The sequence below is a fragment of the Nocardiopsis sp. NPDC058631 genome, assembly GCF_042716955.1.
Lineage (GTDB): Bacteria > Actinomycetota > Actinomycetes > Streptosporangiales > Streptosporangiaceae > Nocardiopsis.
On the sequence record NZ_JBHXQY010000061.1, the window covers coordinates 1 to 26,973 of the forward strand.

Annotated in this window: 21 protein-coding genes; 15 read left to right on the plus strand and 6 right to left on the minus strand. The window is 71.7% G+C overall.

The window, feature by feature from the left end:
* Positions 1-572 precede the first annotated feature (572 nt).
* The 5 genes from ACFWTE_RS19660 to ACFWTE_RS19680 all read left to right on the plus strand — a co-directional run bounded on the left by ACFWTE_RS19660 (position 573) and on the right by ACFWTE_RS19680 (position 6,830).
* Positions 573-1,955, plus strand: a complete 1,383-nt coding sequence (locus ACFWTE_RS19660) for a GGDEF domain-containing protein (protein ID WP_378781023.1) — start codon at positions 573-575, stop codon at positions 1,953-1,955.
* 84 nt (positions 1,956-2,039) lie between these two features.
* Positions 2,040-3,266, plus strand: coding sequence for a DUF4192 domain-containing protein (locus ACFWTE_RS19665; RefSeq protein WP_378781024.1), 1,227 nt, complete (start codon positions 2,040-2,042; stop codon positions 3,264-3,266).
* Between the two features lie 206 nt (positions 3,267-3,472).
* Positions 3,473-5,137, plus strand: a complete 1,665-nt coding sequence (gene ettA / locus ACFWTE_RS19670; protein WP_378781025.1) for an energy-dependent translational throttle protein EttA — start codon at positions 3,473-3,475, stop codon at positions 5,135-5,137.
* 455 nt (positions 5,138-5,592) lie between these two features.
* Positions 5,593-6,111, plus strand: coding sequence for a globin (locus tag ACFWTE_RS19675; RefSeq protein ID WP_378781026.1), 519 nt, complete (start codon positions 5,593-5,595; stop codon positions 6,109-6,111).
* 167 nt (positions 6,112-6,278) lie between these two features.
* On the plus strand, positions 6,279-6,830 hold the full coding sequence (locus tag ACFWTE_RS19680) for a GNAT family N-acetyltransferase (RefSeq protein ID WP_378781029.1): 552 nt from the start codon (positions 6,279-6,281) through the stop codon (positions 6,828-6,830).
* Between the two features lie 48 nt (positions 6,831-6,878).
* On the opposite strand, the gene ACFWTE_RS19685 is transcribed toward ACFWTE_RS19680, so the two are convergent.
* The gene (locus tag ACFWTE_RS19685; protein WP_378781030.1) at positions 6,879-7,319 is read right to left on the minus strand and encodes an acyl-CoA thioesterase; all 441 of its coding nucleotides are present in this window, start codon (positions 7,317-7,319) and stop codon (positions 6,879-6,881) included.
* Between the two features lie 135 nt (positions 7,320-7,454).
* Complete coding sequence (locus ACFWTE_RS19690; protein WP_378781031.1) at positions 7,455-9,548, minus strand: prolyl oligopeptidase family protein; 2,094 nt, start codon at positions 9,546-9,548, stop codon at positions 7,455-7,457.
* Positions 9,549-9,923: 375 nt separating this feature from the next.
* On the opposite strand from ACFWTE_RS19690, the gene ACFWTE_RS19695 reads away from it, so the two are divergent.
* The gene (locus tag ACFWTE_RS19695; RefSeq protein ID WP_267950275.1) at positions 9,924-10,424 is read left to right on the plus strand and encodes an HNH endonuclease; all 501 of its coding nucleotides are present in this window, start codon (positions 9,924-9,926) and stop codon (positions 10,422-10,424) included.
* 237 nt (positions 10,425-10,661) lie between these two features.
* Positions 10,662-10,868, plus strand: coding sequence for a zinc ribbon domain-containing protein (locus tag ACFWTE_RS19700; protein ID WP_330092668.1), 207 nt, complete (start codon positions 10,662-10,664; stop codon positions 10,866-10,868).
* A gap of 161 nt (positions 10,869-11,029) precedes the next feature.
* Here the strand turns inward: ACFWTE_RS19700 and ilvD are convergent, their stop codons facing one another.
* Positions 11,030-12,892, minus strand: coding sequence for a dihydroxy-acid dehydratase (gene ilvD, locus ACFWTE_RS19705; protein WP_378781033.1), 1,863 nt, complete (start codon positions 12,890-12,892; stop codon positions 11,030-11,032).
* A 287-nt stretch (positions 12,893-13,179) separates the two neighbouring features.
* Positions 13,180-14,007 (minus strand): nuclease-related domain-containing protein, encoded by an 828-nt coding sequence (locus tag ACFWTE_RS19710; RefSeq protein WP_378781034.1) that lies wholly within the window; start codon positions 14,005-14,007, stop codon positions 13,180-13,182.
* A 168-nt stretch (positions 14,008-14,175) separates the two neighbouring features.
* Here ACFWTE_RS19710 and ACFWTE_RS19715 point away from each other — a divergent pair, with 168 nt between their 5' ends.
* Positions 14,176-15,615, plus strand: coding sequence for an amidase (locus ACFWTE_RS19715; protein ID WP_378781035.1), 1,440 nt, complete (start codon positions 14,176-14,178; stop codon positions 15,613-15,615).
* Positions 15,616-15,636: 21 nt separating this feature from the next.
* Here the strand turns inward: ACFWTE_RS19715 and ACFWTE_RS19720 are convergent, their stop codons facing one another.
* Positions 15,637-16,959, minus strand: a complete 1,323-nt coding sequence (locus ACFWTE_RS19720; protein WP_378781037.1) for an MFS transporter — start codon at positions 16,957-16,959, stop codon at positions 15,637-15,639.
* 196 nt (positions 16,960-17,155) lie between these two features.
* Here ACFWTE_RS19720 and malQ point away from each other — a divergent pair, with 196 nt between their 5' ends.
* Positions 17,156-19,192, plus strand: a complete 2,037-nt coding sequence (malQ, locus tag ACFWTE_RS19725) for a 4-alpha-glucanotransferase (protein ID WP_378781038.1) — start codon at positions 17,156-17,158, stop codon at positions 19,190-19,192.
* 62 nt (positions 19,193-19,254) lie between these two features.
* Here malQ and pepN read toward each other — a convergent pair whose 3' ends face one another.
* Positions 19,255-21,801, minus strand: a complete 2,547-nt coding sequence (pepN, locus tag ACFWTE_RS19730) for an aminopeptidase N (protein WP_378781039.1) — start codon at positions 21,799-21,801, stop codon at positions 19,255-19,257.
* A 212-nt stretch (positions 21,802-22,013) separates the two neighbouring features.
* Here pepN and ACFWTE_RS19735 point away from each other — a divergent pair, with 212 nt between their 5' ends.
* The 6 genes from ACFWTE_RS19735 to ACFWTE_RS19760 all read left to right on the plus strand — a co-directional run bounded on the left by ACFWTE_RS19735 (position 22,014) and on the right by ACFWTE_RS19760 (position 26,944).
* Positions 22,014-22,649: a DsbA family protein gene (locus ACFWTE_RS19735; protein ID WP_378781040.1), complete on the plus strand. Its 636-nt coding sequence runs from the start codon at positions 22,014-22,016 to the stop codon at positions 22,647-22,649.
* Positions 22,650-22,836: 187 nt separating this feature from the next.
* Positions 22,837-22,995 carry a hypothetical protein gene (locus tag ACFWTE_RS19740; protein ID WP_378781041.1) on the plus strand — a complete coding sequence of 53 codons (159 nt, stop codon included), beginning with the start codon at positions 22,837-22,839 and terminating at the stop codon, positions 22,993-22,995.
* Positions 22,996-23,090: 95 nt separating this feature from the next.
* Positions 23,091-24,512, plus strand: a complete 1,422-nt coding sequence (locus ACFWTE_RS19745) for an aldehyde dehydrogenase family protein (RefSeq protein ID WP_378781042.1) — start codon at positions 23,091-23,093, stop codon at positions 24,510-24,512.
* Positions 24,513-24,661: 149 nt separating this feature from the next.
* Positions 24,662-24,811, plus strand: coding sequence for a hypothetical protein (locus ACFWTE_RS19750; protein WP_378781043.1), 150 nt, complete (start codon positions 24,662-24,664; stop codon positions 24,809-24,811).
* A 92-nt stretch (positions 24,812-24,903) separates the two neighbouring features.
* Positions 24,904-25,371 (plus strand): ribose-5-phosphate isomerase, encoded by a 468-nt coding sequence (locus ACFWTE_RS19755; protein ID WP_378781044.1) that lies wholly within the window; start codon positions 24,904-24,906, stop codon positions 25,369-25,371.
* Positions 25,372-25,840: 469 nt separating this feature from the next.
* The gene (locus ACFWTE_RS19760) at positions 25,841-26,944 is read left to right on the plus strand and encodes a PP2C family protein-serine/threonine phosphatase (protein ID WP_378781046.1); all 1,104 of its coding nucleotides are present in this window, start codon (positions 25,841-25,843) and stop codon (positions 26,942-26,944) included.
* Positions 26,945-26,973 lie beyond the last annotated feature (29 nt).

Genomic DNA, 26,973 nt, shown 5'->3' on the forward strand with positions numbered 1-26,973 from the left:
CCCCGGCCGCCTGCCACGGGGCCCGCCTTCCGCCCCCCCCCCGCCCCCGCCCCCCCCCCGGGGCCCCGGGGGCCGGCCGCAACCCCCCCCCCCCCCCCCGGGTGTGTTGCACAGGCATGGGTGTCAGACCCAGCTCGCGCCGTTGATCGCCATGTGAGTGCTCCTTCGTGTCAGTGCTGCCGGGGCCGAACCGGACGGGCCCCCGGGAGGTCGGTGGTCCGAACCGGAGCGGCTGACGCCGCGCCCTACAGAAGAATGCCCCAGAACCGGTGCGCGACCAACCCCCCTGGGTGTCTCCGTGACCCCGGAGGGCAAGCTCGCGCAGCTTTCAATACAATAAGCGATTAAGTTATTACCCAAAGTGATGTAAAGTGTTGGGGTGTCGAGTGGGACCCGCCTGGTGCGCGGTCTCCGCGCATTTCGCTACCCGGCCGTCGTCACCGAGTGGCATGGTGGGGGAACGCGGGGCGAATTCGACCCGTCGAACGGAGAACCGCAGGAGGCAGCGGACCCATCAGAGTCGGGTGTGGGGGATGAATGGCAGAGCGTGACACAGAAGGGAGGAGGGAGCCGTGAGCATTTCGGAGAAACCGGCGGCACCGGTCGGCCGTGCCCCCGGGGGCCGGTCGTCGTGGCCGGTCCTGCAGGAGCCACAGGGCCTGATCGTCTACATGTGCCTGCTCCTGGTCGCTGCGCTGTTCCTGTTCGGCGTGGCGTTCGCCTTGACCGTGTTCTCACTGAAGGACCTGGTCACCTTCACCGCGCTGGTCGCCGGCGCGGCGATCTCGGTGGAGGGTAGCCGGCGGCTGGGCACGCCCACGCCGGCCGGGTTCAACCGGGACCTGCTGGGGGCCTGGTGGTTCCCGGTCGTACTCCTGCTCCCGCCCGTGTACTCCCTGCTCATCCCGATTCCCGTGTACCTGATGGTCCAGCAGCGCACGAGGCGCACCCTGGTACACCGCCGGGTCTTCAACGCGACCTCGGTGGGGCTGTCGGGGTTCCTGGTGTCGGTGGTGTGGCACGGCGTGTGGGGAGGCGGCCTGGTCGGCGGGCTGGGCGGTTCCCCCGAATCCGGTGAGCCCCTCACCACCGGGCCCGGTGTCCTCGTGGCGGTGCTGTGCTGCGCCGGGTTCACCGTCCTCAACACCCTTCTCGTCGCGCTGGCAGCGCGGATCAGCAGTGGTCCGGGGAACAGCCTGCGCCCCATGTGGGACCGTGAGGCGCTCATCGTGGACGCCGTCGAACTATGTGTCGGCGTCACGGTCGCCATCCTCGCCCAGCTGTCCCTCTTCCTCCTGGTCATCGCCGTGCCCCCGGTCCTCCTCCTCCAGCGGAGCCTCCTCTACCAGCAGCTGCAGATGGCCGCGCGCACCGACCCCAAGACCGGGCTCCTCAACGCTCCCACCTGGGAGCAGGAGGCGTCGGTCGAGATCGCCAGGGCGCGTTCCTCGCGGGGCCGCGCCGCGGTGCTCATCGTCGACATCGACCACTTCAAACGGGTCAACGACAGCCACGGACACCTGTTCGGGGACCAGGTGCTCCTCGGGGTGGCCACGACCATCGGCCAGCAGTTGCGCCAGTCGGACCTGCTCGGGCGGTTCGGCGGCGAGGAGTTCGTGGTGCTGCTGCCAGGTTCCGACACCACCGAGGCCTGGCGCGCCGCCGAACGGCTGCGCTCGCAGGTCGGATCCATGGGCATCGCGGTCGACGACGTTCCGGTGCACATCACCATCTCGATCGGGGTCGCCGTCATCGGCGACCACGGAAACGACCTGGTCGAACTGCTCACCGCAGCCGACCTCGCGCTCTACCGGGCCAAGGAGACCGGCCGCAACCGCGTGTGCCTGCCCGCCGGGCGGCCCGGGGTCGGCGGCACGATCCCCGGCCCCCGGGAAGCGGAGCTGCTGGACCCCAGCGGACCCGCAGAACCCACGGACCCCAGAGAAGTCAACTGAGCCGCCGTCCCACGCAACCGCGGGGTTGTCCACAGGGCCGAGGAACCCCTTGTCCGGCACCGGTTGATCACGCACCGTGAATATATGCACTCTGACCAGCCGCACCCCCGCGACCCCCACAACCCTCCGGACTCCCCCCGCCCCCGGTACCAGCCGGACCAGGCGGGGCACACCGGTGCTCCGGCCCCCTCCGGAGCCCTCCGTGGCGGTTCCGGGGCCAAGGACCCGGCGCCCCGGCCCCGCCCGCCCGACGGCGAGGTGCCGGGCGACGCCTCCTCCTCCGGCACCCTCACGCTGACCAACCCGACCGACATCATCGCCACCCTGCCGTACCTGGTGGGTGAGCCACCCGACCCCGGGGTCGTGGTCCTCGCCATCCGGGGACGGGGCGTGCACTCCGTGTTCTGCGGCGACCTCGACAGGATGGACGCCGCCCCCGACCCGATGCGGCGCGCCGCGGTGCCCGTCGGTGCGGCCCTCGCCGAGGGGTGCACGGCGCTGGCCGTCGTCGCGTACGGGCCGCCCGAACGGGTCACCCCCTACGTGGACACACTCCTGACCGCGGCCCGGACGCGGGGCCTCACCGTCGTCGACGCCCTCCGGGTCACCGGCGGCCGGTACTGGTCCTACACCTGCGCCTCGGCCGGGTGCTGTCCGGCCGAGGGCACACGGGTCAACGTCGACGGTTCCACGGTCCCCGCGAGCGCGGTCCTGCACGGGATCGTCCCGGCACCGCCGTTCCACGCGACCATGGCCGACATCGCCCGGGTCCGTGCGCTCCTCACCCCCGTCGACGGGCAGGAACGGGCAGCGATGGACGCCGCCGCGGACCGCGCGGTGGCCCGCGCGCGCGAGCTGTCGACCCGGGGGGCGGGTGGCGTGCTCACCGACCGGGGGCTTCCCGCGGTCCTGGCGGCGGTCCGGTCCGAGCGGACGGGTGAGGCGGTCACCGACCCGGACGAGTTGGCCTGGCTGGGCGTGTACCTGACCGAGACCAGGGTGCGGGACGAGGTGTGGGCGAGGATCACCGCCGAGGCCGCGCCCGTCCACCAGGTGCTGTGGAGCCGGGTCACCCGTCACCTTCCGGCGGACCAGCGGGCGGCCCCGGCCTCACTCCTGGCGGTCGCCGCCTGGCAGCGCGGGGACGAGGCACTCGCGGCGGCCGCGCTGGACGTCGCCCTGACAGCCGATCCCGGCTACTCCATGGCCGTGTTGATGAGCCGTGCGCTCGCCTGGGGGCTCCCGGTGGAGCGCTGGCGGGAGTTCACCCCCCGCTGGCTGATGAGGGGGGCGGGCCCGCCGGAGGGCTGACCGGCCCCGGCGCCGGGCTGTTTCCGCACGGCTCGGGACGCGGGGTCGCCCGGGCGACCCCGCGGCGGTGCGGCCGGGGGCGGGGCGCGGGGAGAAGCGCCCCAGAGGGAGGCCGGGCCCGGCGAGCGTTCCGGTCCGTCCCCGGCCGTGCCCCGTGTGCCCACCGATGGCGGGGGCATGGGCCGCGACGCCCTAGGCTTGGAGGCATGCCGGAGTACATTTTCACCATGAACAACGTGCGCAAAGCGCACGGCGACAAGGTCGTCCTTGACAACGTTTCGGGGTCGTTCCTACCCGGAGCCAAGATCGGCGTCGTGGGCCCCAACGGTTCGGGTAAGTCGACGCTTCTGAAGATCATGGCCGGCATCGAACAGCCGTCCAACGGCGAGGCGCGGCTCATGCCCGGGTTCAGCGTCGGGCTGCTCGCACAGGAGCCCCAGCTCGATGCGGACAAGACGGTCCTGGAGAACGTCGAGGACGGCGTCGCCGAGACCAAGGCGATGCTGACCCGCTTCAACGAGATCGCCGAGCAGATGGCGACGGACTACTCCGACGAGCTGCTCGAAGAGATGGGCAAGCTCCAGGAGCAGCTCGACCACCGCAACGCCTGGGACCTGGACAGCCAGCTGGAGCAGGCGATGGACGCCCTGCGCTGCCCGCCCGGGAACGCCTCCGTCACCCAGCTCTCGGGTGGTGAGAAGCGCCGGGTCGCCCTGTGCAAGCTCCTCCTCGAACAGCCCGACCTCCTCCTGCTCGACGAGCCCACCAACCACCTCGACGCCGAGAGCGTGAACTGGTTGGAGCAGCACCTGGCCAAGTACCCCGGCACCGTCATCGCGATCACACACGACCGGTACTTCCTCGACCACGTCGCCACGTGGATCCTGGAGCTGGACCGCGGCCAGTTCTACCCCTACGAGGGCAACTACTCCACCTACCTGGAGACCAAGCAGGCCCGCCTGAAGGTCGAGGGGCAAAAGGACGTCAAGAAGGCCAAGCGCCTCAAGGACGAGCTGGAGTGGGTCCGGTCCAACGCCAAGGCGCGCCAGACCAAGAGCAAGTCCCGTCTGGCCCGCTACGAGGAGATGGCCGCGGAGGCGGACAAGACCCGCAAGCTGGACTTCGAGGAGATCCAGATCCCGCCGGGTCCGCGCCTGGGCAACACCGTGGTCGAGGTCAAGAACCTCACCAAGGGCTTCGACGACCGCGTGCTCATCGAGAACCTCAGCTTCTCTCTGCCGCCCAACGGCATCGTCGGTGTCATCGGCCCCAACGGCGTCGGCAAGACGACACTGTTCAAGATGATCGTCGGCGAGGAGACCCCCGACCAGGGCAAGATCACCGTCGGCGACACCGTCGAGATCTCCTACGTCGACCAGTACCGGGGCCGCATCGACAACAGCAAGAACGTCTGGGAGTCGATCTCCGACGGCGAGTCGTTCATCACGGTCGGCAAGGTGGAGATCCCGAGCCGCGCCTATGTGGCCGCGTTCGGTTTCAAGGGCTCCGACCAGCAGAAGCAGTCCGGGGTGCTCTCCGGAGGCGAGCGCAACCGCGTCAACCTGGCGCTCACCCTGAAGCAGGGCGGCAACCTGCTGCTCCTGGACGAGCCCACGAACGACCTGGACGTGGAGACCCTCGGCTCCCTGGAGAACGCGCTGCTGGACTTCCCCGGCTGTGCCGTCATCACCTCCCACGACCGCTGGTTCCTCGACCGCGTCGCCACGCACATCCTCGCGTGGGAGGGCGACGCCAACTGGTTCTGGTTCGAGGGCAACTTCGACTCCTACGAGAAGAACAAGATCGAGCGCCTGGGCGCGGACGCCGCGCGTCCGCACGCGGTGACCCACCGCAAGCTCACCCGCGACTAGGTCGTGTTCCGTGGATGCTTTCGGTTGATTCGGCGCTTGCGCCGATCGCCGCGAGCGGCCTCCAGGCAATCTCTCGCAAGACGAGTAGCGCAGGTCAGCCCGGGTCTGGCTGTCCAAGCGTGGTCGGCGCAGCGAGAGGCAGCCTGGCGGTTGCGAGCCCGGAATGATCCGCGGAACACGGCCTAGGTCGTACAGGCTTCCTCTCGCCGCGTCTTCGCGCGGGCGGGGCACCACCGGGCCGAACGTCGCACGCCCGCGTGCGAGAGAGGGCCGTCGGCCGACCCGAGGGCCTTTGGGAAGCGCTCCCCGGCCCCACTCCGTCCGAGCGCACACGCGGGGGCACCGGATCACCGGTGCCCCCGCGGTCGTCCCCGGGGACACGGGACCGCACGCTCGGATGTTCCCGGGGCCCGGCCCCAGAAGGGTTCCCGGGAACGTCGCGTACCCTGGACGCGATGACTTCCGCGCGTGATGACCAGCAGAGCATGGGCGAGCAGCCCGTGCGAATGACGTTCTACGAGGCCGTGGGCGGTGAGGAGACCTTCACCCGCCTGGTCCGCCGCTTCTACGAGGGTGTGGCCGACGATCCGGTACTGCGCCCGATGTACCCGGAGGAGGACCTGGGCCCGGCCGAGGAGCGCCTGCGCCTGTTCCTCATCCAGTACTGGGGCGGCCCACGCACCTACAACGAGCAGCGCGGCCACCCCCGGCTGCGGATGCGGCACGTCCCCTTCCGCATCGGCGCGGCCGAGCGCGACCTGTGGCTCAAGCACATGCGCGCCGCCGTCGACTCCCTCGACCTGCACGAGGTGCTGGAGCGCCAGCTGTGGGAGTACATGGTCATGGCCGCGCACAGCATGGTCAACGTCCAGGAGGACGCCGTGCCCCCGGAGGTCCCCAACCCGACACGCGTGTCGGTGGCCTCCGACGACGAGGGCGACGACGGTGAGGCCGTCACCATCTCCCTGAAGTAGGGGGTCCCCGGGGCGCGCGGGCCGGGAACCCCCCGTCGGTGCTGTGGCCGCACGGGACCGTCGGCCGCCCCGTCCCCCAGGGAGTGCCCCGTACGGTCCCACCGCGTGGCGGAGACGAACCGAAGAAGGAATCACCATGAGGTCAGAACCCCCGCCGGTTGGTCGACATGGCCGAACTGCGTACTGATCGCCTCATCCTCCGGCGGTGGCACGATCGCGACCTCGAACCCTGGGCGGCCATGAACGCCGACCCCGAGGTGAGGGAGCACCTGGGAGCCCTGCTGACCCGTGAGCAGAGCGATGCCTCGGTGGCCCGGTTCGAGGCCGACTTCGACCGGCGGGGCCACGGATGGTGGGCGGTCGAGGTGCGGGCCACGGGCGACTTCGTCGGTTTCGCGGGCCTGGACCAGGTGGAGGACGGCATGCCGTTCACCGGGGTGGAGATCGGCTGGAGGCTCGCCCGGTCCGCGTGGGGCCGGGGTTACGCCACCGAGGCCGCGCTGGCTGTCCTGGACCACGGCTTCGACACTCTCGCGCTTCCCGAGGTCCTCGCCGTGACCACGGCCGCCAATCTCCGTTCGCAGGCGGTCATGCACAGGATCGGTATGTCCCGGGACCCGGCGGCCGACTTCGACGACCCGACCGCGCCCGAGGGGCTGAGCGTGCTGTACCGCATCGCCAGAGGCCCCGGGAGCGGGGTTGCGCGCTCGACCGCGTGAGGGGGCGGCGTCCGCGGGAACCCCTCCCCGCGGAACCGCGGCCGGAGGCTACGCGTAGGCGGCGAGGAAGGCGCGCTCGGTGGCGTCGAGCCGCCGGGCGCTCTGCGTGGCCACGTCGAACCCCACCAGCACGGTCCGAGCCCGCAGGTACACGCGGTCGTCGTCGAGGATCTCGTAGGCGAGGGTGAAACTGGCGTTGCGCACCTCGGTCACCCACAGTTCCACGCGCACCGGATCGGTCCGGGGGAGCAGCGGCGCCACGTAGTCCGCTTCCTGGCGGGCCACCACCATGGCCCCGAAGATCTGGTCCCCCTCGACGGCGCCGCCGTAGCGCAGGAACGAGACCCGGGCGTCCTCCAGGTAGGTGAGCATCCGGACGTTGTTCACGTGGTGCTGGGGGTCGAGGTCGGCGTAGCGGACCTGTGCGAGGTGCACGTGCCGCGCGGGGGCCGACTCGGTGCCGACGGCTCCGGCGTCGATCTGTGTCACGGCTGGGTCCTCTCCTGCTGCTCTCCCCGGGGGGCGTACGACTCTCCGATTGTCTCAACGCCCCCCGGGGGGAGTCCCCCTTCCCACGTGCCCGATTCCTGTGTCGTTGCTCTCCCGGGGCCGGGGGAGAGGACGTCACTCCGCGAAGAGCCCCAGGTGGTGGGCGAGGAAGGCCAGCTGCTCGGAGTTGAGTGACACACTGCGGCTGACCGACCGCGCGCTGTGGCCCACCTCGGCCTCCCTGCGCAGCAGGACCGGCCGCTCCTCCACCGGGCCGGACGTGGCCTCCTGCATCGCCGCGCACAGTTTGCGCGCGTGCAGGGGGTCCACGCGCGTGTCGTTGTCGAACACGGTGAACAGGGTCGCCGGATAGCGGATACCCTCACGGACGTTGTGGTAGGGCGAGTAGCCCAGCAGCCACCCGAGCTGTTCGGGGTCGTCCGCGCTTCCGTACTCGACGCTCCACAGCTGGCCCAGGCCGAACCTCTCGTAGCGGACCATGTCCAGGAGCGGGGCGGAGCAGACCGCGGCCGTGAACAGGTCCGGGCGCTGGGTGACCATGGCGCCCACCAGGAGGCCGCCGTTGCTGCCGCCCATGACGGACAGGCGGCCGGGGTCGGTGACCCCGGTGGCGACCAGGTGCTCGGCCGCGGCGGCGCAGTCGTCGAAGACGTTCTGCTTGTGGGCCAGCATCCCCGAGCGGTGCCACTCCTCGCCCTCCTCCAGTCCTCCGCGCAGGTTGGCGACGGCGTACACGCCGCCCGCGCGGACCCAGGCCAGGGCGACCGCGGAGTAGGCGGGGGTGAGGGAGATCCGGAAACCGCCGTACCCGTAGAGGATCGTGGGCCGGGGGCCCTCGGCGGGGGCCGCGGGGGACACCACCAGCATGCGGACGGGGGTCCCGTCCCCGGAGGTGTAGGTGACCTGTTCGACGTTCACGTCCGGAAGGTCGATGCTCCCCGGGGCGTCGGCCCACACGGACACCCGGCCGGTGAGCGCGTCGTAGCGGTACACCGAGGAGGGGTGGGTGTTGTCGGTGTAGCCGAACCACGCCTCGTGGCCCCCCTCGGGGCGTTCGGAGAGCCCGCCGACGGTGCCCAGCCCGGGCATGTCCACGGTGCCCAGGAGTTCACCGGTGAGCAGGTCGCGCTGGGTGACCTCGCTGATGGCGTGACGGCTGTGGGAGACCAGCAGCTCCGGCCGTTCGAGGGCGGGGCCGTCCAGGACGGCGTAGTCCTCCAGTACCGCCTCCGGTTCCTCGGGAACCAGGGTGGTCCAGTTCTCGTACCCGGGGGCGGCCGGGTCGGTCACGCACAGGCGTCCGCGCGGCGCGTCCCGGTCCGTGTACAGGTACAGGAGCCCGTCCCGGCCCACGTGGGCGTCCACTTCGGCGTCGACGCCCTCCTGGACGGGTACCAGGCACGGCCGTTCCAGGTCGCCGTCGGACAGGTCCGCGATCCACATGTCGGTGGCCGCGGAGGTGCCCCGGACCGCGCGCATGATCAGCCAGCGGCCGTCCCGGCTCACGGAGGGGCTGTAGTACTCCGTCTTGTCGCGGTCGGCGCCGAAGATCAGGACGTCCTCCTCGACGGGCCTCCCCACCCGGTGCAGGTAGACGCGCCGGTGGTAGCCCTCCTCCCCTTCGGGGACCTCCTCCCGGGGCAGCCGCCGCACGTAGTAGAAGGCGGAGGAGTCCGGCAGCCACGCGATCGGGCTGTAGCGGGCCCGCTCGACAGGGCCGTCCACCAGGTCGCCGCTGTCGACGTCCACGATCCGCAGGACGGACTCCTCGTCGCCGCCCTCGGAGAGCTGGTAGGCGAGCAGGCGCCCGTCGGGGCCGGGCTTCCAGGCGTCCAGGGTGGTCAGTCCCCCGGGGTCGAGCGCGCCGGGGTCGACCAGGACGCGCTCGGGTCCGTCGCCGTCACGGACGCAGAGCACCGCGTGCTCCTGGTCGGCGGTGCGGCGGGCGAAGAAATGGCGGTCGCCGCGCCAGACGGGGGCTCCGACGGCTCCGGCGCCGAGGAGGGACCGGAGTTCGCCGGCGAACCAGTCGCGCGCCCTGTACTGCCCTGAGGCCTCGGCGTAGAGGGCGTCCTGCGTCGCCGCCCACTCCTTGGTGGCGGTGGATTCGTCGTCCTCCAACCACCTGTAGGGGTCGCCGACCTCGTGGCCGTGCAGATTCTCAATGACGTCGAGCCGTGCGGCCCGGGGGTAGCGGAGTTCACGCATACTTCGCACTCTATCCACCGCTATCAACCTCTGAGTGTTCGGCGCGGCGCCAGGCTGAAACGGGGTTTGTCGAGCGCACAATAGGACCACGAAAAGCGTCAACACGCGGTTTCTGGGCGGCCCGGCGTAAATTGGGGTGGCGCCGGGGCGGTCCGAACACGCAAACTGAATGCGGGACGCAACTCGGCGGGACCACCGGGAGGTCCGTGTGGCAAGGCGTACAGAACCACCGATCCTCGGATCGGTGCACAGGGAGGTCTCCTGGCTGGCCGAACGGCTGGCCGGGGAAGAGACACGGTCGTTCACCACGACCGGGACGGCGCGATGAGCGGCCGAAGCAGCAGGGAGGGTGGCACAGGGGCCGCCCGCCGCCATGTGCTGCTGCTCAACGCCAGCTTCGAACCACTGACGACACTGCCCCTGCGCAGGGCGATCCTCCTCGTGCTGCGGGAGAAGGCCGAGGTCGTCCACCAGGACGACACGGGGACGGTGCTGCACTCGGCGACACGTTCCTACGACGTGCCGTCGGTCATCCGGCTCAGGCGCTACATCAGCGTCCCGTACAGCCGCAGGGTGCCCCTCACCCGTGTGGCACTGATGCGGCGGGACAGGCACGTGTGCGGCTACTGCGGGAAGAAGGCCGAGACCATCGACCACGTCATCCCGCGCAGCCGGGGCGGTGCACACGTGTGGGAGAACGTGGTCGCGGCCTGCAAACCGTGCAACCACCGCAAGGCGGACAAGTTCCTGGACGAACTCGGCTGGGAGCTGCACATCACCCCGAAGGTGCCGAAGGGTCCCCACTGGCGGCTGATCAACGGTGATCTGCACGGCGACCCCCAGTGGGAGCCGTACATGGCCCACCTCGCGGCGTAGCGTCCGGCCGGACACGCACCGGCGGACAGGCTCCAGCGGTTCGGCGGGGCTGGACCCGGGCGTCCCACCCGGTCCCCGCCACACCCCTCCCGCCCTTCGGCGCGGCCCTCACGGGCGGCCGGGGGGCGGCCGTGTGCCGACGGGCCCTCACGGCCGCCCCCCCGGCCGTGCGGACCCCTCCACCCGGTGGCGGGGCATGCGATGCCCGGGGGCGGCGAGCGGCCGTATTCTGACGGCATGCCGAGATACGACTTCCGCTGCCGCGAGTGCGGCGACACCTTCGAGCTCTCCCGTCCGATGGCCGAGGCCGGTGACCCCGCGTCCTGCCCGCAGGGGCACGGCGACACCGTGCGGCTGCTGTCCACCGTGGCGGTGGGCGGACGCGCGTCCGCCCCCGCGCCGTCCGGCGGCGGGGGGTGCTGCGGGGGCGGCTGCTGTTCCTGAGTCCCGGGGTCCGCGCGGGGCCCGCACCGGCCGGGGGTGGCCGCCTCACCGTACGGGGAGGCGCATTCCGCCCCGGACCTGGCGCGCCGCCGGCTCCACACGCACGCAGGGGGCGGTCCCGACAGGACCGCCCCCTGCGTTCGGCTTGTGCCTTCCGGTGCCTACCGCTCGATCTGCGACACGTCGCGCGCGGCGCCGGTCGAGGCCGAGGTGGCCATCGCCGCGTAGGCGCGCAGTGCGGCCGTCACGGGGCGTTGGCGGTCGCGCGGCCGGAACCGGCCCAGCTCCTTGAGCAGACGCTCGCGCCGGGCTTCGAGCTCCTCGTCGGAGACCTCCAGGGCGATACCCCGGTTCGGGATGTCGATGGTCACGATGTCGCCGTTCTCGACGAGGGCGATGTCGCCGCCTGCCGCCGCCTCGGGGGAGGCGTGGCCGATCGACAGGCCCGAGGTGCCGCCGGAGAAGCGGCCGTCGGTGATGAGCGCGCAGGCCTTGCCCAGTCCGCGGCCCTTGAGGAAGCTCGTCGGGTACAGCATCTCCTGCATACCGGGACCGCCCTTGGGGCCCTCGTAACGGATGACCACCACGTCACCGGGCTCGATCCGCTTGTTGAGGATGCCGTCGACGGCGTCCTCCTGGGACTCGAACACCTTGGCGGGGCCGGAGAAGGTCCACAGTTCCTCCTCCACGCCGGCCGTCTTGACGATCGCGCCGTCGGGGGCGAGGTTGCCGAACAGCACGGCCAGGCCGCCGTCCTTGGTGTAGGCGTGCTCGACGGAGCGGATGCAGCCGTTCTCACGGTCGGCGTCCAGGGTGTCCCACCGGGTGTCCTGGGAGTACGCCTTGGTGGTGCGCTTGCCTCCCGGGGCGGCGTGGAACAGTTCCACGGCCTTCGGCAGGACGGTGTCGGAGGTGATGTCCCAGTCGGCGATGAACTCGCCGACGGTCTTGCCGTGCACCGTGGGCAGGGACGTGTCGAGCAGTCCGCCGCGGGCGAGTTCGCCCAGGATGGAGGGGATGCCGCCGGCCCGGTGGACGTCCTCGATGTGGTACTTCTCGGTGTTGGGCGCGACCTTGCACAGGCACGGCACCCGGCGGGAGACCGCGTCGATCTCGGGCAGGCCGAACTCGACGTCGGCCTCGGTGGCGGCGGCCAGCAGGTGCAGGATCGTGTTGGTGGAACCGCCCATGGCCACGTCCAGGGCCATCGCGTTGCCGAAGGCGGCCGGGGTCGCGATGGACAGGGGCAGGACGGAGTCGTCGTCGTCCTCGTAGTAGCGCTTGGCGGCCTCCACGACCAGCCGTCCGGCGTCCTCGTACAGGGCGCGGCGCGCGGTGTGGGTGGCGAGCACCGTGCCGTTGCCGGGCAGGGCCAGGCCCAGCGCCTCGGTGAGGCAGTTCATCGAGTTGGCGGTGAACATGCCGGAGCAGGAGCCGCACGTGGGGCAGGCGGCCTCCTCCATCTCGTCGAGTTCGGCCTGGGAGACGCTCTCGTCGGCGGCGGCGATCATGGGGTTGATCAGGTCGAGCTTGCGGACGGTCGTGGCGGTGCCGTCGACCACGGTGACCTTGCCCGCCTCCATGGGGCCGCCGGAGACGAACACCGTCGGGATGTTGAGGCGCAGCGCGGCCAGCAGCATGCCGGGGGTGATCTTGTCGCAGTTGGACACGCACACCAGGGCGTCGGCGCAGTGGGCGTTGACCATGTACTCCAGGGAGTCGGCGATCAGCTCGCGGCTCGGCAGTGAGTACAGCATGCCGCTGTGCCCCATGGCGATGCCGTCGTCCACGGCGATGGAGTTGAACTCGCGGGGGACGCCTCCCGCCCCGCGGATCGCCTGGGCGACCACGTCCGCGACCTCGCGCAGGTGGACGTGGCCGGGGACGAACTCGGTGAAGCTGTTGGCCACGGCCACGATGGGCTTACCGAAGTCCTCGCGCTCTACACCGGTCGCGCGCATGAGGGCGCGCGCGCCTGCCATGTTCCTGCCGTGTGTGACCGTGCGTGAGCGTAGGACTGGCATGGGGCGGGCTCCCAATCGTTACGGGTGTTTCCCTTCGATGGTAGCCCCCCTGGAGAGCGCCTTCGGTCTCGGAGTGGAAGACGCGGCTTCCGGATGGTGAGACGGGCCTGGTGGGGTCCCCGGTGCGAGGGCGCGGTGGGGCCGTCCGGGGCGGGGCGGTCCCGAGACGGTGGCGGACCCGCGTGCGCGTCGCCGGACACACGAAAGGCCCGGGTACCACGGCGTCGTGGTCCGTCCCGGGCCCGCACGGCGACAGGGGTCGGGGCACCGAGGGGGAGGTGCCCCGTTCAGTACCGGGGAGGCAGCGCCTTCTTCGCTGCTCGGTAGATCTCCTCGATCTCGGTCTCGGTCAGCCGGTCCCGGCCGCTGCGCAGCCACTTGCGGACCTTGGTGCCGGTGATGATGTCCACACCGCGCAGCCGGTGGCTGTCCCAGGGCATTCCGGGGCCGTAGATGGCCAGCGACGCGCGCACCTTGATCTCGCGCCCGAGCTCGGAGCTGATCAGCTCCTCCGCCCGCTTGGCCTCCTCCAGTGCCTCGTCGATGCGCTCGTTCTTGCTGAAACGGCCGTGGTAGAGCTTCTCCAGCTTGTTGCGCAGCGGGAGGCGCTTGTCCCACGACTCGGAGTCGATCGCGAACGCTCCGCGCCGACCCACGATGAAGTGGTCGATCTGGCCGTTGCCGCCGGGCACGGCGCGTGCGTGGAGCACGCGGTAGCCGAGCTGCTTCATGACCTTGAGCTGGACCTCGGTGCGCCGCTGCACGGCCGAGGGCTTGCGCCAGCGGGGGATCTCCGACTCGCGGCGGGAGTAGTACACGATGGTTCCGACCAGGGTGAAAATCCCCAGTGTGGCGCCGAGGCGCCAGTCGGACGTGACAAGGCCGACGAGAGCGGTGACCACGGCCGCGCTGCCCCCGCGGACGACCCACTTGCGCGTCGACTGGTTGTCCTTGAGGGCGCCGTACACGGCTCTGGTGCCCGAGGGGCCCTTGTTCTTGCGCTGGTTGGGGAAGAAGAGGGTTTCGTGTCCTTCCTTCCCGGAGTCCTGGGACGGTTGGCTCTGGCCGTTCACTCTGGTTGCCGATTCCACGTCGGACAGGTTAGTTCGATCCATATCCGAGTCCTAGTGCATTACTTCTCACACTTTTGTTCCCTTACGGTTCGGTGTCGACAGGTGTCGAATGTGTCGGGTCGGGGAATGTCCAGGGGTTCGTCGCTATCTCTGAAGAACTGCGGTCCTTCTTCGTGGTGCCCGGTGTCCTCCCCGCTAATCTGGGTCGGTATGACCCAGATCCACGACCTTCCGGCGCACCGGCTCGCGGCGATGGTCCGCAGTCGTGAAGTGTCCCCTCCTGAGATCGCTGAGCACTATCTGCGCCGGATCGACCAGTACGACCACCGCTATGGCGCGTACATTACGGTCGCATCAGAAATGGCGCTCGAACAGGCCCGGTACGCGGAAAAACGTCTGATGGGCGACACGCCGGACACCCTGCCGCCGCTCCTCGGGGTCCCCGTCCCCGTCAAGGACCTCGACCCCGTCGCCGGGATCCGCTTCACACAGGGCTCGGCCGTCCACCGCGACACCGTCGCACCGGTCGACTCCGACCTGGTCGCGCGCCTTCGCGGCGCGGGGACCGTGATGGTGGGGAAGACCAACACCCCCGAGTTCGGCTCCAGCTGCTACACGGAGAACGACGTCGCCGCCCCCTCCCGCAACCCGTGGGACACCCGCCTCTCGCCGGGAGGCTCCAGCGGCGGTGCGGCCGCGGCCGTCGCCGCCGGACTGGCGCCGGTCGCGCAGGGCAGCGACGGCGGCGGTTCCATCCGCATCCCCGCCGGCGTCTGCGGGCTCTTCGGGCTCAAGCCCACCCGCGGCCGCGTCTCGGGGGCGCCTTTCAAGCCCGACCTCGTCGGCCTCTCCACCGCCGGGCCCCTGACCCGCGACGTCCGGGACGCCGCCCTGCTCCTGGACGTCATGGCGTTCTCGCGGCCCGGGGACTACTACACCGCACCGCCACCGGCCCCGGGTGAGACGTTCACCGACCACGTGGACCGGGAACCCGGACGCCTGCGCATCGGCGCCTACGCCACCACCGGGTCGGCGGGCATCCCCGTCCACCCGGAGGTCCTGAGGGCCCACGAGGGCGCGGTCCGCCTCCTGGCGGAACTCGGCCACGACGTCGAGGAGGTGCCGGAGCCCGGCGACGCCCACTTCGGCGGCACCTTCACCGACGACTTCCAGGTGATCTGGGCCGCGATGGCCTCCGCCTCCCCGGTGCCCCCCGACCGGGAGGCCGAACTCGGCCCCCTCAACCGCTGGCTGCGCGAACGCGCCAGGTCCACACCGGTCCCCGCCTACATCGCGGCCTGTGCCCGGCTCCAACGCGGTGTCCGCTCCCTCGTCGCCGCCACCGAGCCCTACGACGCGGTGCTCACGCCCACCCTGGCGCTGCCCCCGGTCCCGGTCGGCCATTTCTCCGGAGGCGGGCCGGAGGAGGAGTTCCGGCGGATGACCGGTTTCACACCGTTCACGTCCGTGTACAACGTCTCGGGGCAGCCGTCGGTGAACGTCCCCCTGCACTGGTCCGCCGACGGTCTGCCGATCGGCTCCATGCTCACCGGCCGCATGGGCGGCGAGGGCACCCTGCTGGCGCTGTCGGCGCAGCTCGAACAGGCCAGGCCCTGGTTCCACCGGGTCCCGCCCGGCTGGAACGGCTGACTTCCGCCGCGTGGAGGGAGGTCAGCGCGGCTCCTCGGACGCGGACACCGCGGCCTCGGCGCCCGAGGCGGCGCCGTGCACCGGAGGCGCGTCCAGGACCGGGGCGACCTCCTCCACCGAGGGGCCGCCGTCCGCCTCCGGGCCGGGCCTGGGCAGGAACAGGCTCAGCACCGCCGCCACCAGGACCAGGCCGGCCGCTCCGGCCACACCGCCGACGATGCCGTTGGAGTCGATCAGCGCGCCGGTGAGCGGCCCGGCGATCGCGCCTCCGGTCCCCATCGCCGTGGCCGTCCAGCCGAAGGCCTCCGCCCTGCGGTGGGACGGCGCCGTGTCACCGATGCGCCCCATCACCGCAGCCAGGGTGGGGGCGAGGGCCAGGCCGGACACGAACAGCAGGGGTGTGATCAGGAGAGGGCTCGGCAGGTGCGTGACCGGCGGCACGAACGGGATCAGGATCGCCAGCCCGAAGGCCGCCGCGAAGCTGCGCAGCGCCAGGCGGGGGCGCCCGCGCAGGGACCCCGCGACCACACCGCCCACCAGCGACCCCAGTGCCCACACGCTGGCCATCACCATCACGTACTGCGGGGCGTCGAGTTCGTTGGCCCAGGCCACGATGACCAGGTCCATGCCGATGACCCCGGAGACCATGAGCAGGCACATCGCGAAGACCGTGCACAGGGCCGGATAGAACAGCAGGCTCCGGCGGGGGCGGGCCTCCTCCGCGTGACCCGCGCCCCCGCCCTCGACAGGGGCGGGGCCGGTCGCCCCGGCCCGGCGCAGGGACCACGCGAAGCCCACCGCGCCCAGGACGCCCAGCGCCGCGAGGAGGAACAGGGCCTGGCGGGGGCCCGCCATCGCCACGACACCGGCGGTGAGCACCGGGGAGAAGATGAAGAGGAGTTCTTGGGTGGTCGCCTCGGCCGCGTAGATCGCCTGTCTCTCGGGGCCGCGCGTGAGACGCGGCCACAGAGCGCGCACGATCTGGTTGGCGGGCGTGCCGAACAGCCCCGTCCCCAGCGCCAGCGGCAGCGACAGCCACCACAGCCCCTCCGGCAGCAGGGCCAGCGCCACCAGCCCCACGCTGAACACCAGTCCGCACACCAGCACCAGCCGGTCGGTTCCGCCCCGGTCCGCCATGCGCCCTCGCAGCGGACCCACCAGGGCCATGCCGAGCGTGAAGGCACCCGCGACCAGCCCGGCCAGGGTGTAGGAGTCCGTCCAGTCCTCGACCAGGAACGTGACCGCGATCATCAGGCCCGGCGTGTAGAAGCGGGCGGCGAGGGACCAGGAGAGGAGGGACAGGACGTGGGGGGCGGCGAAGAGCCGCCGGTAGTTCGCGAGCACACTTCGATTATGCAGACGGGCAGCCCGTTCGGCGATCCGATTAACGCCCTGCTCAGAACCGGGGCACTCACGTTCCACCGTGTCTCGTCGCACCGTGTTCGCCGTCCGGTACCGGCCACGGGCGCGGCCACGTTCTGACCCCACGCCGGGACGACCTCCGGTGTACGGAGCCTCCGGTAGGGCATGATCGGTTCCTGTGAGGGACGCTCAGCTGGCCCGTGTGGCCGAGCAGTACGGGGTCGCGACAAGCTACGAGGACTGGCGGGGTAGACAGGTCCCGGTCGGCCCGGACACCATCCGTCATGTCCTGCGGGCCCTGGGGGTGGATCCGGAGTCGCCGGACGCCGCGGTGCGGCGCGGCATGCTGCCCCCGGCGGTCGTCGTCCGCGAGGGCAAGGCCCCCGACCTGGTGCTGCCCGACAGCGCGCGCAGTGTCGTCGAGACCGCCGACGGCTCCCTGCTGCCCTTCGACCCCGGCCTCCCGCTGGGCTCCCACGTCCTGCGGGTCACCGACGCCGGCGTCGAGCACGACGCGCCCCTCCTCGTCGTCCCCGACCGGATCGAACCCGGCGCCCTGAGGGACAACCCGCGCCTGTGGGGGCTCATGGCGCAGTTCTACAGCGTCCGGTCCCGCGCCTCCTGGGGGACCGGCGACCTGCGCGACCTCGCCGAACTCGCCGACTGGAGCGCCCGCGACCTGGGTGCCGACTTCACCCTGGTCAATCCGGTGCACGCCACCGAGCCGCTGCCGCCGGTCGAGCCGTCGCCCTACCTGCCGGTCAGCCGCCGCTACGCCAGCCCCCTCTACATCCGCGTGGAGGACGTGCCCGAGTACGCCAGGCTCGCCCCCGCCCAGCGCGAGGGCGTCCAGCGCCTGGCCCGCCCCCTGCGCGAACGCGGCCGCACCGCCGACCTGCTCGACCGCGACGCCGTGTGGAGGGCCAAGCGCACCGCCCTGGAGGTGCTCTTCGAGATACCCCGCGCGCCCGGCCGGGAGGCGTCCCTGCGCGCCTACCTCGAACGCGAGGGCCGGGACCTGGTCGAGTTCGCGACCTGGTCGGCGCTGGCCGAGGAGCACGGGAGCGACTACCGCGCCTGGCCCGGGAACCTGCGCGACGCGGGCTCCCGCACCGTGGGCGCGGAGGCCCTGCGACGCTGGCCCGCCGTGGAGTTCCACCGCTGGCTCCAGTGGATCCTCGACGAACAACTCGCCCAGGCGCAGGCCACCGCCCGGGCCGGTGGGATGGGCGTCGGCATCGTCCACGACCTCGCCATCGGGGTGCAGGCGGGTGGAGCGGACGCGTGGATGTACGGGGACGCACTGCTCTCCGCGCTGCACGTGGGTGCGCCGCCGGACGAGTTCAACCGCCTCGGCCAGGACTGGGGCCAGCCGCCCTGGAACCCGAGGCGGCTCGCCGAACTCGGCTACGGGCCGTTCCGGCAGATCCTCGACCAGGCGCTCCGACACGCGGGCGGCGTCCGGATGGACCACGTCATGGGCATGTTCCGGCTGTGGTGCGTGCCCGAGGGCGCCTCCGCCGACCAGGGCACCTACCTCAGGTTCGACCACGAGGGCATGGTGGGAACGCTCCTCCTGGCCGCGCACGGGGCGGACGCCGTCGTCGTGGGGGAGGACCTGGGCACCGTCGAGCCGTGGGTGCGTGAGCACCTCGCCGACCGCGGGGTGCTGGGCACGTCGGTCCTGTGGTTCGAGCACGACGCCGACGGCGAACCGCGCGCCCCCGGTGACTGGCGCGCCGACTGCCTGGCCACGGTCGCCACACACGACCTGCCCCCGGTGGGGTCGATCCTCTCCGCCGAGCACGTGGACCTGCGCGACCGGCTGGGCCTCCTCGGACGCCCGGTGGAGGAGGAGAGGGCCGAGGCCGAGGCCCGGGTGGAGCGGTGGCGGCTCCTGCTGGTGGAGCTGGGTCTGCTGGACGCCGGGGTCGACCCGGTGGCAGACCCGGCCGCCGTGGTGGCGGCCGTGCACGCCTACCTGATGGCGACCCCGGCCCGGATGATCGGTGTGGCGCTCACCGACGTGGTGGGGGAGCGCCGGATGCAGAACCAGCCCGGCACCAGCACCGAGTACCCGAACTGGCGCATCCCGCTCACCAGCGCCGAGGGGGAGCCTGTGCTCGTGGACGAGCTGCTGGCCGACCCCCGCATGGTGGCACGCATCCGCCGCACGCTCGGACCGGTCGGCGGAGGCCGGGGCCGCACCCTGTAGAGGGCCCCGCCACGCCGGCGGCCCCGGGGAGGGACTCCCCGGGGCCGCCGCGCGGTCCGCTCCTACGGGCGGCCCTCACCCGCGGCGATGTCGACGGCGCGGGCACGCAGAGCGCGCTCCACGCCCGCGCGGCCCTCGATCAGGAGGCGGCGCAGCGCCGGGGCGGGAGCGGCCTCGGCGATGTAGGCGTCCGTGCGCTCCAGCGTCGCCTCCTCCACCAGCCCGCCCGGGTACACCACCTCGGCGAAGGTCTGGGCGAACTCGCCCGTCCACTTCTCCCAGGCGGGGGCCAGCTGTGCGAAGTACTTCTCCATGTAGGGCCGGTACAGCTCCGCCTGGCCGGGCTCGGTGAAGCCCATCAGGACGGCGCGGAACTCGGCGTTGGCCAGCTCCTCGCCCACGATCCGCTCCCACGCGGCGGCCTTGGCCGCGCGGGTCGGGACCGCGGCGCGGGCTCCGGCGGCGTGCCGGCGGCCCGCCGCCGTCGGGTCGGCCTCCAACTCGGCGACGATCTCGGCCTCGCCGGCCTCACCCGCCGCGACCAGGCGGCGCAGCAGGGTCCACCGCAGGTCCGTGTCCACGGTCAGCCCGTCCACGGTGATCGCGCCGTCCAGCAGACCGCGGACCAGGGACAGGTGGGCGTCGCTCACGGCCGTGCCCGCCAGCGCGTTGGCGTAGGCGAGCTGGAGGTCGCCCCCGGGCTCGGCCGAGGTCAGCAGCTCGCGCAGCCGGTCGGCGAGCTGCTCGAACCCGAACGGCCGCCACGCCGGGTCCGCGTACATGTGCAGGGCCGAGGCGGCCTGGCGCAGCAGGGTCTGCGCGACCATCACGTCGTCCACGCCGCTGATTCCGGAGATCACCAGGGCCACGTAGTCGCGGGCGGCCATCTCCCCGTCGCGGGTCATGTCCCAGGCGGCGCCGAAGGCCAGGGCCCGCGGCAGCGACTCACGGATCTCGCCGGCGCCCTCCACCACCGTGCGCAGGGAGCGCTCGTCGAGACGGAGCTTGGTGAAGGTGAGGTCGTCGTCGTTGATCAGCACCAGGTCCGGCCGGACCCTGCCGACCAGGGCGGGCACCTCGGTGCGCGCGCCGCTGACGTCCAGCTCCAGGCGTTCGCGTCGTACGATGCCGTCGGGGGTGCGGTCGTACAGCCCGATCGCCAGGCGGTGCGAGCGCAGCGTCGGGTGCTCGGGGGTCGCCTCCTGGAGCACGGCGAACGACGTGAAGGCCCCGTCGGCGTCCACCTCGAACTCCGGGCGCATCGTGTTGACGCCCGTGGTCTCCAGCCACTCGCGGGACCAGGCCGACAGGTCCCGGCCGGAGGCGGCCTCCAGGTGCTTGAGGAGGTCCTTCAGCTCGGTGTTGCCGAACGCGTTCTCCTTGAAGTAGGCGCGCACGCCCGCGAAGAACGCGTCCACGCCCACGTACGCCGCGAGCTGCTTGAGCACCGAGGCGCCCTTGGCGTAGGTGATGCCGTCGAAGTTGACCTCGACCGCCTGGATGTCGACCATGTCGGCGGCGATCGGGTGGGTGGAGGGCAGCTGGTCCTGGCGCAGCGCCCAGGACTTCTCCACGTTCGCGAACGTCGTCCAGGCGTCGGTCCACCTGGTGGCGTTGGCCTGGCAGTACACACTGGCGTAGGTCGCGAACGACTCGTTCAGCCACAGGTCGTCCCACCAGCGCATGGTGACCAGGTCACCGAACCACATGTGCGCCATCTCGTGCAGGATCGTCTCCGCGCGGCGCTCGTAGCGGGCGTCGGTGACGCGGGACCGGAAGACGTAGTCCTCCAGGAAGGTCACCGCGCCCGCGTTCTCCATGGCGCCCGCGTTGAACTCGGGCACGAACAGCTGGTCGTACTTGCCGAACGGGTACCGCAGGTCGAACAGGCCGTGGAAGAAGTCGAAGCCCTGCTTGGTGACCTCGAACAGGGCGTCGGAGTCCAGGTGCTCGGCCAGTGAGGCCCGGCAGTACAGGCCCAGCGGGATGCCGTCGTGCTCGTCGCGCACCACGTGGTACGGGCCGGCGATGAGCGCGGTGATGTAGGTGGAGACCACGGGGGTGGGGGGGAAGTGCCAGCGCACCCGCTCGCTGCCGGCAGCCTCGCGCACCACGTCGGGGGCACTGTTCGACACGACCTCCCACGACGGGGGAGCGAACACCGTCAGCTCGAAGGAGGCCTTCAGGTCGGGCTGGTCGAAGCACGTGAACATGCGGTGCGCGTCCGCCGTCTCGAACTGGGTGTACAGGTACACCGAGTCGTCCACGGGGTCCACGAAGCGGTGCAGCCCCTCACCGGTGCGCATGTAGGCGGCGTCGGCGACGACCGTCAGCTCGTTCTCGGCGGCCACCTCGGGAAGGATGAGGCGCTCACCGTCGAACAGCTCGGCGGGGTCGAGCGCGGCACCGTTCAGTGTCGCCGTGAGCACCCTCGGGGCGACCAGTTCGACGAACGTGCGAGCACCCGGCTCCGAGCTGGAGAAGCGGACCACGGTGGTGGACCGGAAGGTCTCGGCGCCCGTGGTCAGGTCCAGCTCCACCGCGTAGGAGTCGACGCTGAGAATCCGCGCGCGTTCCCGAGCCTCGTCCCGTGTCAGGTTCCCTGCCACTCCACGCTCCCTCCACGGCCGCCGTCACCGTCGGCCGGATCGTTGCCGACCACGGCGAGTCCGCCGCGTGGGTGGAGCGTCGTCGGGCCGGAGGTCGTCTTCACTCGGCACTGATCCTGCCACGGGCGCGGACGGAATGCGCAACCGATGGCCGGGGTTGCCTACCTACGACGCGAAGTTCCCGTCCCCCGCGTCCGATCCGAGGAGCAGCGATGACGCAGACGACCGACCCCTCCGGCGGTCCCGAGACCGTGTACGCCGACATGTGGTTCGACCCCGCGTGCCCGTGGGCGTGGATCACCTCGCGCTGGCTGGTCGAGGTCGAACAGGTCCGGCCGGTGAGAGTGCGCTGGCGCGTGATGAGCCTGGGCGTGCTCAACGAGGGCAGGGACCTGCCGGAGGACTACCGCGAGTCCATCGACAGATCCTGGGCCGCAGTGCGCGTGTGCGTCGCGGCCGAGCAGCGCTTCGGCCCCGAGGTCCTGGGCAGCCTGTACACGGCCCTCGGCACGCGCTTCCACAACGGCGCCGAGCCGCGCGACACGGACACGATCCGCGCCGCGCTGGCGGACGCGGGCCTTCCCGAGGACCTGGCGGAGGCGGCCGGGAGCACCGCGTACGACGAGGCGCTGCGCGCGTCGCACGGTGAGGCCATGAAGCTGGTCGGCGAGGACGTCGGCACCCCCGTCGTCCAGGTGGAGGACGTGGCCTTCTTCGGCCCGGTCGTCACCCCCGTCCCGCGCGGCGAGGACGCCGGGACGTTGTGGGACGGCGTCCGCCTGGTCGCCGGGACCGAAGGGTTCTTCGAGCTCAAGCGGACCCGCACCCGCAACCCCGTCTTCGACTGAGGGTCCCGACCGTGCGCCCCGGCGGGCCGGGGCGCACGGGGCCCTGCCGGGGACGGTCCCGGAGGCGGGCACCGCACGGCACACTGGAGGAGAGCCCGGCGTGGGCCGACCGGGCAGCGGACGGCAGTCCGCGCCGCCGGACCGCGGTCGCCGGAGCACCGACCGACACACGAGCGAAGGACGGCCCATGTCCGGACCCGACGACGACCGCAGGGTCGAGTTCCTCGACGACCTCGACATCCTGCCCGACACCACCAGCGACGAACGCGGCGTGGGCTGGGGCGAGGACTCCGAGGAGGACTCCACCGCACGGCTCATCGCCGACCGCCCGCCCCACTGGGGCTGACACCGGTACCGCCGCCATCCGTGGAACCACGGGTGAGCGGTCCCGCTCCGACCCTGCTCTGGTCAACCCGAATCGCGTTCTGAGACAGTGGGGCCATGCGATCCCTCTACATCGACGGCGCCTGGCGCGACTCCGCCTCCGACGAGGCCCTGGACGTGGTCAACCCGGCGACCGAGCAGGTCATCGACACCGTTCCCGCCGGAACGGCCGAGGACGTCGAGGCCGCGGTCGAGGCCGCGGCCGCCGCCTTCCCCGCCTGGTCCGCGCTCACCCCTGGCCAGCGCGTCACCCACCTGGCCAAGGCCCACGAGCTGTTCAGCGCCCGCATCGACGACATCGCCGCCGAGATCACCCGGGACATCGGTGCGCCCGCGGTGTTCTCCCGCAAGGTGCAGGCCGGTCTGCCGTCCCTCATGTTCCAGACCTACATCGACCTGGTCGAGGAGTCCGGCGAGCGCTACTTCGGCGGTGAGAGGCTCGGCAACTCACTGGTCGTGCGCGAGCCCGTCGGCGTCGTCGGCGCCATCACGCCGTGGAACTACCCGCTCCACCAGATCGTCCTCAAGGTCGTCCCCGCCCTCCTGGCGGGCAACACCGTCGTCCTCAAACCCAGCGAGATCGCCCCGCTGAGCGCCTACGCCCTCACCGAGGTCCTCCACGAGGCCGGGCTTCCCGCCGGGGTGTTCAACCTGGTGTCCGGTACCGGGCCGGTCGTCGGCGAGGCCATCGCCGCCCACCCGCGCGTGGACATGGTGTCCTTCACCGGCTCGACCCGCGCCGGGACCCGTGTGAGCCAGGTCGCCGCCGAGACCGTCAAGAGGGTCGCGCTCGAACTGGGGGGCAAGTCGCCCAACGTCATCCTGCCCGGGGCCGACCTCGTCAAGGCCGTCAAGCGCGGTGTCGCAGACGTCATGCGCAACACCGGACAGAGCTGCAACGCCCTCACCCGCATGCTGGTGCACCGCGACTCCTACGAGGAGGCGGTCTCCCTCGCGGCCGAGTCCGCGGCCAAGTACGTGCCCGGCGACCCCGAGGACGAGGCGACCCGGATGGGCCCGCTCGTCTCCAGGGCCCAGTTGGACAAGGTCCGGGGCTACGTCGCGCTCGGCGTCGAGGAGGGCGCCCGCCTGGTCGTCGGCGGGCCCGAGCCCGTCGAGGGCCGCGACCGGGGCTACTACGTCAGGGCCACGGTCTTCGCGGACGTGCGCAACGACATGCGCATCGCCCAGGAGGAGATCTTCGGCCCCGTGCTGGTCATGATCCCCTACGACACGGTCGAGGAGGCGGTCGCCATCGCCAACGACACCGTGTACGGGCTCAACGCCGCCGTGTGGTCGGGCGACCCCGAGAGCGGACTGGCCGTCGCACGCAGACTCAGGGCGGGACAGGTCGAGCTCAACGGCGGTGCCCTCAACCCGCGCGCACCCTTCGGCGGCTACAAGCGCTCCGGGAACGGCCGCGAGTGGGGACTGCCCGGCCTGGAGGAGTTCTGCGAGGTCAAGGCCGTCCAGATGTGAGACCCGCCAGGGCCGGGACCGCGCCCGGTGTGCGCGGTCTCACGGCCCCTGACCGGCGCTTCGAGGAATCGGCCCCGGTGACGGCCGCGTTGTGCGGTGTGGAAAAATTTCGTCTGGTCATCCCCTGGTCGAACCCAATGAGGTGTGAGTTGAGCAACAAGCCCGCGGTCTCCAAGGCAGGGCCCATCGGCAAGGACATCAAGTCGATGATCGTCTACAACGCCGTCGCCGTCATCTCCATGGCGCTCTTCGCCGTCCTGGGTCTGAGCGTGGCGGCCGCAGCCGCCGGCGCGGTCTGAGCGGACCCGTGCACTACGGCGCCCCGCCCGCGTCCCCGGACGCGAGGCGGGGCGCCGTGCTTCTGGCCCCTGTGACCTGCCACACTGGACACGTGCGTGTTTACCTTGGATCAGATCATGCGGGCTTCGAGCTCAAAGAGCACCTCGTCACCTGGCTGAAGGAGCGGGGCCACGACGTCGTCGACGCGGGACCCCACGTCTACGACGCGGTGGACGACTATCCGCCCTTCGTCCTGCGCGCCGCCGAGGGCGTCGCCTCCGACCCCGGCTCGCTGGGCGTGGTCGTCGGCGGCTCCGGCAACGGCGAGCAGATCGCGGCCAACAAGGTCAGGGGCGTCCGCGCCGCACTGGCCTGGAGCCAGGACACCGCCCGCCTGGCGCGTGAGCACAACGACGCCAACGTGCTCGGCATCGGTGGCCGGATGCACTCCCTGGAGGAGGCGGCCCGGTTCGTGGAGGTCTTCCTCGCCACCCCCTACAGCGACGAGGAGCGGCACACCCGCCGCATCGCGATGCTCACGGACTACGAGGAGACCGGCGAACTGCCGCCCCTCCCGTAACCCCGTCCTGCGCCCCCGGGCGGCGGCCCCGGCCGCCGCCCGGGGGCGTTCTGTCGCCCAGAGCCCCTCCCTCCCGGCCGCGGGGCAGCGTCCGGAAAGGCACAGTGTCCGAGAAGGGTGTGCATCCCCCGAAGGCGGAGCCGTTCCGTCGGCAACGGGGGGCCGAATCCGTACGCTCGGTTATCGGCCGAACCCAAACCCTCGGTTTGGGGGAGAACACCGCTGGTTGCACGTGCCAGGGCGGCACCCCCCGCGCTACAGTTCGTGCACAGTGGCGGGCCCTCGTCGTCCGCGGCACGGTGGTGCCCGTCGAGCTGCGTGTCCAGCCACCACGACCGGGGGTGTGCCCCACACCTTCCCCGGCCAGCCGAACCGGTGCCCGGTGGCGACGCGGCCCCCGAGGCCCTCCGACCGCGCCTCCCGAGAGGGTGACCCCGCTGGTGAGCGGGTGCGCCGATGATGAGGATCCATGAAGCCCACACCGACCGCCAAAACCACCCGGCTCCTGCGCTCCACCGCGCAGAGGCTCGTCGCGGTGCTCCGGCGCAAGGTGCTGTTCCGCTACAGGCTCGTCCTCATCACCCTCGTCACCCTGGCCGTGGGCATCGGCGTGGGCGCCGTGTGGGGCCCCTCCGGCTGGTTCCCGCCCAGTTCCACGATCCTCACCGTCCTGGCGGGCGGACTCCTCCTCAAGCGCAAGAGCCTGGCGTTCCTGCTCGGCGTGGTCGCCGCCGTCCTGGTGTTCGTCGCCTACATGCTCGACTTCGGTCAGGTCGGCCCGGGCCTGCTCGTCACGATCGGGGTCACCGCCGTTCTGTCCTACCTGCTGTCGGGGGTGCGCGAACGGCTCGGGGTGCAGGGGCTCAGCGGCGAGATGATGCTGCTGGACCTGCGCGACCGGCTCCGCGACCAGGGCCGGATGCCCGCCCTCCCCGCAGGGTGGGGGCGCACCGCGGTGCTCCGCCAGGCCGGCGGCTCCTCCTTCGGAGGGGACTTCGTCGTCTCCATCCGCAAGGACGACAGGCTGGACGTGGCCGTGGTGGACGTCTCCGGCAAGGGGGTGGACGCCGGGACCCGCGCGCTCATGCTCTCCGGAGCCTTCAGCGGGCTCATCGGTGCGGTGCGCACGGACGACTTCCTCGCCCACTGCAACGACTACCTCATGCGCAACAGCGGCGGCGAGGGGTTCGTGACCGCGGTGCACCTGAGTGTGGACCTCGACACAGGCGAGTACCAGATCGCCTCCGCCGGACACCCGCCCGCGCTGCACTACGACAGCGGAGCCGGGCTCTGGAGCACCGCCGAGGCCAAGGGCGTGGTCCTCGGCGTCATCCCCGAGATGACCTACACCTCCGTCCAGGGCAAGCTCCGGCCGGGGGACGCCATCATGCTCTGCACCGACGGCCTCATCGAAACCCCTGGTGAGGATCTCGACGCCGGGATCGACCGGCTTCTCGGCGAGGCCGAGCGGCTCGTCCCCCACGGCTTCGCCACCGGGGCCGGGAAGATCGTCGACACCCTGTCCAAGGACAAGAACGACGACTGCGCCCTCGTCGTCCTCTGGCGCGACTGACCCCTCCGGTCCGCACGAGCCCCTCCCGT

Excerpts from the sequence above, each read along its gene's own strand:
- ACFWTE_RS19760 (WP_378781046.1), top strand. The coding sequence starts at position 25,841 with ATGAAGCCCACACCGACCGCCAAAACCACCCGGCTCCTGCGCTCCACC.
- ACFWTE_RS19710 (WP_378781034.1), bottom strand. The coding sequence starts at position 14,007 with ATGGATCGAACTAACCTGTCCGACGTGGAATCGGCAACCAGAGTGAAC.
- ACFWTE_RS19715 (WP_378781035.1), top strand. The coding sequence starts at position 14,176 with ATGACCCAGATCCACGACCTTCCGGCGCACCGGCTCGCGGCGATGGTC.
- ACFWTE_RS19690 (WP_378781031.1), bottom strand. The coding sequence starts at position 9,548 with ATGCGTGAACTCCGCTACCCCCGGGCCGCACGGCTCGACGTCATTGAG.
- ACFWTE_RS19745 (WP_378781042.1), top strand. The coding sequence starts at position 23,091 with ATGCGATCCCTCTACATCGACGGCGCCTGGCGCGACTCCGCCTCCGAC.
- ACFWTE_RS19740 (WP_378781041.1), top strand. The coding sequence starts at position 22,837 with ATGTCCGGACCCGACGACGACCGCAGGGTCGAGTTCCTCGACGACCTC.
- ACFWTE_RS19675 (WP_378781026.1), top strand. The coding sequence starts at position 5,593 with ATGACTTCCGCGCGTGATGACCAGCAGAGCATGGGCGAGCAGCCCGTG.
- ettA (WP_378781025.1), top strand. The coding sequence starts at position 3,473 with ATGCCGGAGTACATTTTCACCATGAACAACGTGCGCAAAGCGCACGGC.
- ACFWTE_RS19700 (WP_330092668.1), top strand. The coding sequence starts at position 10,662 with ATGCCGAGATACGACTTCCGCTGCCGCGAGTGCGGCGACACCTTCGAG.
- ACFWTE_RS19665 (WP_378781024.1), top strand. The coding sequence starts at position 2,040 with ATGCACTCTGACCAGCCGCACCCCCGCGACCCCCACAACCCTCCGGAC.
- ilvD (WP_378781033.1), bottom strand. The coding sequence starts at position 12,892 with ATGCCAGTCCTACGCTCACGCACGGTCACACACGGCAGGAACATGGCA.
- ACFWTE_RS19735 (WP_378781040.1), top strand. The coding sequence starts at position 22,014 with ATGACGCAGACGACCGACCCCTCCGGCGGTCCCGAGACCGTGTACGCC.
- ACFWTE_RS19680 (WP_378781029.1), top strand. The coding sequence starts at position 6,279 with ATGGCCGAACTGCGTACTGATCGCCTCATCCTCCGGCGGTGGCACGAT.